General features: G+C 40.6%; 6 protein-coding genes and 2 pseudogenes. 6 read left to right on the top strand and 2 right to left on the bottom strand.

Annotated features, from left to right (window positions below; all coding sequences use genetic code 11):
• The first annotated feature begins 425 nt into the window (after window positions 1–425).
• From H9631_RS09980 to H9631_RS22330, 6 genes and pseudogenes are all read left to right on the top strand, one after another.
• Window positions 426–1115 carry an RraA family protein gene (locus tag H9631_RS09980; RefSeq protein ID WP_191812333.1) on the top strand — a complete coding sequence of 230 codons (690 nt, stop codon included), beginning with the start codon at window positions 426–428 and terminating at the stop codon, window positions 1113–1115.
• Complete coding sequence (locus H9631_RS09975; RefSeq protein ID WP_191812331.1) at window positions 1112–2137, top strand: TRAP transporter substrate-binding protein; 1026 nt, start codon at window positions 1112–1114, stop codon at window positions 2135–2137. The genes H9631_RS09980 and H9631_RS09975 overlap by 4 nt, the downstream gene beginning before the upstream one ends.
• 14 nt (window positions 2138–2151) lie before the next feature.
• Window positions 2152–2634 (top strand): TRAP transporter small permease, encoded by a 483-nt coding sequence (locus H9631_RS09970; protein WP_191812329.1) that lies wholly within the window; start codon window positions 2152–2154, stop codon window positions 2632–2634.
• Window positions 2635–2637: 3 nt separating this feature from the next.
• Window positions 2638–3918 carry a TRAP transporter large permease gene (locus H9631_RS09965; RefSeq protein ID WP_191812327.1) on the top strand — a complete coding sequence of 427 codons (1281 nt, stop codon included), beginning with the start codon at window positions 2638–2640 and terminating at the stop codon, window positions 3916–3918.
• 67 nt (window positions 3919–3985) lie between these two features.
• Entirely contained in the window at window positions 3986–4810 is an 825-nt protein-coding gene (locus tag H9631_RS09960) for a carbon-nitrogen hydrolase family protein (RefSeq protein WP_191812325.1), read from the top strand.
• A 128-nt stretch (window positions 4811–4938) separates the two neighbouring features.
• A pseudogene (locus H9631_RS22330) lies at window positions 4939–5231 on the top strand (group II intron maturase-specific domain-containing protein); the annotation flags it as partial.
• Between the two features lie 171 nt (window positions 5232–5402).
• On the opposite strand, the gene H9631_RS09955 reads toward H9631_RS22330, so the two are convergent.
• Complete coding sequence (locus tag H9631_RS09955; RefSeq protein ID WP_263600709.1) at window positions 5403–5846, bottom strand: DMT family transporter; 444 nt, start codon at window positions 5844–5846, stop codon at window positions 5403–5405.
• A 66-nt stretch (window positions 5847–5912) separates the two neighbouring features.
• A pseudogene (locus H9631_RS22580) lies at window positions 5913–6041 on the bottom strand (EamA family transporter); the annotation flags it as partial.
• Window positions 6042–6143 lie beyond the last annotated feature (102 nt).

The raw sequence follows: 6143 nt of genomic DNA, 5'->3' as shown, positions 1-6143 counted from the left end.
ACTTGAGCAGTGGTTCTCTGGCCTTCCCAACTACATCAAGGCTTATTTGCCAATTTCTCTCTGCGAAAGTTGAGTTACTAAGATTATACAATCCAGTACTAGAAAAACTTTTAAAAACAACAATTTGTTGTATAACTACTTTACAAACAACATTTAATTGTTTATAATCCCGAATAAGGGTACTTTATGTTCCTTTTTGTTGTTTGATAGAGTTTTTTGCCCATGAAGGTAGAGGGGGTGACATTAGGTATCGCATTATTCTGAACCATCAAAACAAAAATGTCAGCGTAAGGGGGTTAATAATTAAAGGCTTCCTATAAACATTTACTTTTTTCAATACAGAAAAAATAGTATCGATCATATTTGTTATACGACATTACATTTATGGCTTTTTAATTAAAATAAAATTCGGAGGTTTATTATTAATGAAAATCTTAAACCGTGTCGCAAACAAACAACTAACACCCAGCTTGAGAAGAAGGTTTGAAGTAGTGGAGCCGGCAACCATTGGGCATCATCTACATTATGGTTTTATGGATAGCCGGGTTCGCTCCATGCTGCAAGATGTCAAGGTAGTAGGTACGGCATTTACTGTGAAAACGAACTCCAATGATTCAACGATGGTTCATAAAGCGGTCAGTCTTGCTGAAGAAGGAGACGTGATTGTCATTGATCGGACGGGAGACACCAAGCATGCCTGCGTTGGTGAAATGGTGGTCTATGCTGCGAAGTCGAGAAATGTGGCAGGAATTATCATCGACGGGCCATGTACAGACATTCAAGCGATTCGTGAAATCGGGGTGCCAGTATTTGCCACTGGCCTTTCTCCTATCACAACCAAGCTTTATGGAATAAGCGGCGAAATCAATACAATCATTCAATGTGGCGGAGTAGCGGTTAAGCCTGGTGATTTTATTATAGCAGATGATAATGGTGTATTAGTGCTTTCTCAGGATCTAAACTACGAAGAAATTTTGGAAAAGGCGGAATTCAGCGAAAGAAACGAACCGAATTTCAAGCGCCTCCTGGACATGGGGAAACCTTTAAGCAGTATTACGAAAGCAGATCAATTGCTGGAGCAAACCAATGATGAATATAAGGAGAGCGATAGATGAAAATGAAAGTTTTTTTCATTCCCCTTGTATCATTTATGGTTCTCATCAGTGGCTGCGGAAAGAATTTGACTGCCAATGAAAAGAAAGAGTCAATCAATCATCCGGTAGAATTAAAACTTGGAACAAAAATGCCGGATGAGTCTGTTGAAGGGAAGGCTTTTAACCTATTTGCCAATCTGGTGAAGGAAAAAAGTAATGGTGAAATCATTGTTGATGTATATGCCGCTGAACTATTGGGAAAAGGCAAGACCCAAATCGATAATATGTTAATGGGCACTCAAGATATGTATGGAGAGGGCGCTACCTATTTCGATGATTTTGATTCTAGGGTTCAGGTAAGCAGCATCCCATTTTTATTCAGGGATTTTGAACACTTTCAACAATACAATACGGGGGAATTGGGGCAAGAAATCCACGATCAAATGATTTCTAAGGGTGTTCGCTTCTTAAATACGGAAAGAAATTTTGTTCGGGGTCCATACCGGGTTTTACTATCCAAAAAACCTATAAAATCTGTTGAAGATTTAAAAGGATTGAAAATCCGTTCATTCGAATCGGAATTCTATTCACAGGCTTATGAATCAGTAGGTGCTAATCCCACGGTTGTGGCCTGGACAGAGACGTATTTAGCTATGAAACAAAATTTAGTGGATGCGGTCACATCACCCATATCTTTGGTTTGGTCGATGAAATTTACAGAAGTGGCCCCTTATATGACAATCATTGATGAGTATCCGCAGGATATCGTGATTGCCATAAGCGAAGACAAATTCTCCGAGCTTTCTAAAGAACACCAGGATCTCTTGATCGAGGCGGCAAATGAAGTGGGAGTGGAGGCTGTTAAGCTATTGGAAAAGGAAGTAGAAGAACATCTGAGGTTAATGAAGGAAGAACATGGTATTGAAATCTTTGAGATTGATAGAGACGAATGGCTGGAAGCTTTCTCCGGCTTTCACGAGCAGGTGGAGGAAAGCGGCGTATTCCCCAAAGGATATCTTGAAAAGATCAAAGTGATCGAGTAATGAAGGTGACATGTATGAAAAAAATAATTCATGCAGTAGCAAATATATATCTGGCCATTGCTTTTCTATGTTTACTGGCTTTGATCAGTGTATTGACGGTAGAGATTATTTCCAGATATTTTTTGAGCAGTTCCATCATCTGGTCACAGGAATTTTTCTCCATACTCATTTGCTGGATTACGTTTCTGGGGTTTGGCAAATTGGTCGTTGACCGTGAAGACATTTCCATCACGTTCTTGGTGGACAAGCTTGATCCTGTAAAAAGAAAAATCGTCAATGCCGTCAACGCTTTTCTCTTAATGATGACATCCGGTGTGATGTTGGTCTATTCTATCAATTTAACCATCAACCATCTTAACAAAAAGACGATTATTATGAAAGCGCCAACATCTTGGTTTTATGCACCGTTGGTATTGTTGCTAGCATTGGTTGTTTTAACGTCCTTGCATCATATCATGTTAACGCTCAAAACCTGCAAATCACAGGAGGGGGAATAAGTCATGGTATTGGCGCTCACATTGTTTACCGTATTTCTGTTATTGTTGGCGATCGGCTTTCCAGTTTCTTTTTCCATGGCTTTATCCACTTTGGCCGCTTTAATATTGGGCGGGTATACACTGGATGTTCTTTCCTTGCAGTTAGTGGAGGGAATCAAAGGCTATACCCTTCTTTCGATTCCACTTTTTATCATTGCTGGCAACTTGATGAATTCAGCTGGAATTACTCAAAGGATTTTTGATTTTTCCAATGCCCTGATTGGCCACATACGGGGCGGGTTGGCTCAAGTCAATATTTTTGCCAGCGTCATCTTTGCGGGAATATCGGGAACGGCGGTTGGGGACCAGGCAGGGCTCGGGGCTATTGAAATGAGGGCTATGGTAGGAAAGGGGTATGAAAAGCCGTTTAGTGCATCTCTGACGCTCGCGTCATCCGTCATTGGCGCTATTATACCGCCTAGTGTGCCCTTAATTGTATATGCATATTTAGCGGAAGTTTCAGTTGAAAAGCTATTTATTGCGGGAATCATTCCGGGGCTGCTCATCGCCGTTGCATTGGCACTTTACGTATATGTTGGGGCCACACGGGGCTATATTGTCACCCCGTCACCGGAACCTTTTTCAGTGAAATCACTTAGTCATACTTTTAAGGATGGATTTTTTGCATTGCTCGCTCCTGGTGTGATTCTGGGCGGCATGTTGGGGGGCATTGTCACCCCGACAGAAGCCGGTGCCATTGCGGTACTTTATTCTCTATTTTGTTCGATGATATACAAAGAATTGAAATGGGACTCGTTGAAGGAAGCTTTGAATGCCAGTGTAGGTTCTACAGCGCTCATCATGTTTTTAATTGGCATCGGCACCGCCATGGGATGGATCATATCAGCGGAACAATTGCCGTATATACTGTCCGATTTTTTGCTGTCACTAACAGAGAACAAATATATGATGCTGTTGATTATTAATATTTTATTGCTCATCCTTGGCTGTATTATGGAAGGCATCCCCATCAAATTAATTATGCTGCCTATTTTACTGCCCATTATTGACAGCTTGGGGATTGATCGGATGCACTTCGGCATTGTGATGTCATACAACTTATTGCTGGGAATGATCACCCCACCGGTAGGATTAGGGCTATATGTTATAAGCCGGGTTGGTAAGGTTTCCATCGAAGAAGTTGTCAAAAGCCTATTGCCGCTTTACTTGCCATTAATCATCATGCTTGTCATTCTGACTTATTTTCCGCAGCTGTCACTTTGGCTCCCTAGTCTATTGGGTTAATCAGCAGGTTTTGAAAAATAAAAACCTAGTTTTTAGATTGAAAAAATTATATTAAGGAGAGGTAAACATGAAGGTTGCAGTTATTCAGTTAAATTCCAAGTCAGACAAACAAAATAATTTGCAGACTATATCCATTTTAATAAACCAAGCAGCCCAGGGTGGGGCTGAACTCGTTTCTTTGCCCGAGTATTGCAACTTTTTGGGGGAAGATAGTGAGAAAATAAACCATGCCGAACACGTACCGGAAGGTGAAACGACAATACTTTTAAGCAATTTGGCCAAACGACATAAACTGTTTATCCACGTTGGAAGTATTGTAGAAAAGTATAATGAGGAAAAATCCTATAATACTAGTTTTGTCATTGATCCCAGTGGTAAGCTGCTAAACAAATACCGAAAAATTCATTTATTTGACATCGGTATCAAAGGATTACCCTCATATAAGGAATCAAACACGATTCAAAGCGGAGAAAGTCCCGCAATGGTTCAGCTGCCTTTTGGCAAAGCCGGATTAAGTATTTGTTACGACTTACGCTTTCCAGAGCTTTATCGCAACTATGCACTGCATGGAGCAAGGATTTTATTTATTCCGGCAGCCTTTACACGTTATACGGGAATGCTCCATTGGGAAGTCCTTTTAAGAGCGCGTGCCATTGAAAATCAGTGCTATGTCATTGCGGCTGGTCAATTCGGAAGCTACTTGCCTGGAAAGGAAAGCTACGGAAACAGCATGATTATTGACTCGTGGGGAACTGTGATTGCACGGGCATCTGAAAAAGAAGGAGTCATTATGGCCGACATCCAGGAAAATATTGTACATGACGCCAGAGAAAGTATTCCCTGCTTTGGACATCGAAGACCGGGACATTATGACAAAGTGCCTGTTATATAAGAAAACTCTCACCCCTCTCTTTTAACAAGATCCCCGGATTTCCAATCTCGGGGATCTTGTTTTGGTGCGTCCAGCATGGGTGCAGTCTATAGGGGGCAAGTCCCGAACTGTGAAGGCAGAAGTAACAATGGTGCAGCTACTATGCTTTAGCAGACACCCCCAGAAAGTTCAAAAAATTTGATGAATGGATTAAGAAGAAGACTACGCATGATTGAGTGGAAACAGTGGAAGACCCCAAAAACTAGAAAATTGATAGGTTTAGGAGTCCCAGTAGCAAAAGCTTATGAATGGGAAACTCCCGAAGAAATACTGGAAAATCTCACATAGTCCAATTCTTCACAAAACCCTTGGCCTTTCCTATTGGAAAAGCCAAGGGCTCAAAAGTCTATATGAACGATACGAATTTCTACGTCATACTTAATTGAACCGCCGTGTCCCGAACGGTATGCACGTTGGTGTGAGAGGTCGGGGGTTAATCCCCCCCCCCTCCTACTCGATTATAGTGAACTCTGTTTATTTGTTTATTTAATTGCTTAAGTATTTTAATGTTATTCAATTGATAGCCGAGCTTTTGCTTCAATGTCTTTTTTCATCATATATGATCAGTATTTTTTAATTCTGTTTTAGAATCCATAGAAATCAAGTATATCGCTAATAGCACTAACGCCATTCCCACGATATGAATCCATAATAAATTTTCCTTTAAAATAATGGATGACAGTAACACAGCACTTATGGGCAATACACCTGTTAATACACCTGCTGTACTAGCTGGAACTTTTTCGATTCCTTGATACATAAGGATAAAAGCGATAACTGTAACTACGATCCCAAAATACAAGATCATTCCCCAATCTTTTATGGATGCTTCAGTAAATGGAAAGCTTGTGGCTATATATATAGCAAGAGGTAGAAAAAGAATCGCTCCAAATATACTAACCATAGTAGAAATTGTAAGTGGTGTGACTCTTTTTGAGATAGACTTGCCAAAGATAATAAATAATGCTTCCCCTATAACGGCGCCAATGATTAACATGTTTCCTAGTAATGGGGCTACACCACGTTCAACGCCGGAAAATGTTCCAGATATATTAATCGCTAAAGTTCCAAAAAACGCTAGTAAAATACCTATTACGGCACTTCTGGTTGGTTTTTCTTTCAGAATTAAGAAGGCAATGATAGCAACAACTGCAGGCAGGGTACTTGTGATGATCCCCCCTTCCATTCCGTTCCAGGAACTCTGCCCATTTTTCTTGCGATATCTGCATAACTACCATCTTTTTTGTCAGCTTCATGTCTGATATCCTTAATTTCGGCCACTGTCAATATCTCC

Source organism: Bacillus norwichensis, from assembly GCF_014836955.1.
Taxonomy (GTDB): domain Bacteria; phylum Bacillota; class Bacilli; order Bacillales; family Bacillaceae_C; genus Siminovitchia; species Siminovitchia norwichensis.
Note: the sequence above shows the minus strand (reverse complement) of the source record. Positions and strands in the feature narration are given on the sequence as shown.

Bases quoted from the DNA above. Each gene is read 5' to 3' on its own strand.
- H9631_RS09955 (WP_263600709.1), bottom strand. From the start codon at position 5,846: ATGTTAATCATTGGCGCCGTTATAGGGGAAGCATTATTTATTATCTTT.
- H9631_RS09975 (WP_191812331.1), top strand. From the start codon at position 1,112: ATGAAAATGAAAGTTTTTTTCATTCCCCTTGTATCATTTATGGTTCTC.
- H9631_RS09980 (WP_191812333.1), top strand. From the start codon at position 426: ATGAAAATCTTAAACCGTGTCGCAAACAAACAACTAACACCCAGCTTG.
- H9631_RS09960 (WP_191812325.1), top strand. From the start codon at position 3,986: ATGAAGGTTGCAGTTATTCAGTTAAATTCCAAGTCAGACAAACAAAAT.
- H9631_RS09965 (WP_191812327.1), top strand. From the start codon at position 2,638: ATGGTATTGGCGCTCACATTGTTTACCGTATTTCTGTTATTGTTGGCG.
- H9631_RS09970 (WP_191812329.1), top strand. From the start codon at position 2,152: ATGAAAAAAATAATTCATGCAGTAGCAAATATATATCTGGCCATTGCT.